1 protein-coding gene is annotated in these 1,099 nt (G+C 72.5%); it reads left to right on the forward strand.

The window, feature by feature from the left end:
• Positions 1–89: 89 nt before the first annotated feature.
• Positions 90–1,099: sensor histidine kinase (locus ACWEF2_RS31640; RefSeq protein WP_453819915.1), on the forward strand; the 1,010-nt coding region annotated here is incomplete at its 3' end.

Genomic DNA, 1,099 nt, shown 5'->3' on the forward strand with positions numbered 1-1,099 from the left:
GGGCGTCTCGGCGGGGGCGGTTCGCGCAGGTGTTCTCGCGGGGGGTGGGGGTGACCACGACGGCGTTGTCGGGGTCGATCGACGTCCACATGATCCCGCACGCTCAGGCCAGCAAGGGGGCACGGCGCGACCGGCCGAAAGCCGTGCTCACCCGAAGACGCCGGCTCGTGGGATGGGCGATGGCGCTGCTGGGCATCCCGATGCTCACCGGCGTGCTGGTCCCGCTCAGGGACGGTGTGAAGCTGTCCAGCGGGATCCTGCTCTTCCTGGTCATGGTCGTCGGGGTCGCGCTGGTCGGCGGCATGTGGCCCGCCGTCACCGCGGGGGTGCTCGGCTTCCTGCTGCTCAACTACTTCTTCACCCCGCCGGTCGACAGGTTCACCGTCGCCGACCCGGAGAACCTGCTCGCGCTCAGCGTCTATGTGCTGGTGGCCGTCATGGTCAGCGCGGTGGTCGACGTGGCGGCGCGCCGTACCCGGGAGGCGGCCAGGGCCGGTGCGGACGCCGAGGTGCTGTCCACGCTGGCCGGTCACGTGCTGCGGGGGGAGGCCGCGCTGCCGTCGTTGCTGTCGCGGTTGCGGGAGACCTTCGGCCTGACCTCGGTGACGTTGCTGGAGCGGATCGGTGAGCCCGGTCCGGACGACCAGTCCGATCCCGCCGCGTGGCGGATCGTGGCCACCGCGGGCGGCACCCCCTGTGCCAGCCCGAAGGACGCCGACACCGACGTGGTGATCGAGGGGAATCTGGTGCTCGCGGTACGGGGCAGGCTGCTGGAGGCGTCGGACCGCCGGGTGCTGGAGGCGTTCGCCGCCGAGGCCGCGGTCGCCCTCCGCCAGAGCCGGTTGCGGGAGGAGGCCGATCTCGCCGGACCGCTGGCCGAGGCCGACCGGATGCGCACCGCCCTGCTCGCCGCGGTCAGCCACGACCTGCGCACCCCCCTCGCCTCGGCGAGGGTGGCCGTCGACAGCCTGCTCGGCACCGAGATCCAGTGGAGCGAGGAGGACCGCAAGGAGTTGCTGGCCACCGCGGACGAGTCGCTGGTCAAGCTGGATCGGCTGGTCGCCAACCTGCTCGACATGAGCCGCCTGCAGGCCGGGGT

This window comes from Streptosporangium sp. NPDC004631, from assembly GCF_053601935.1.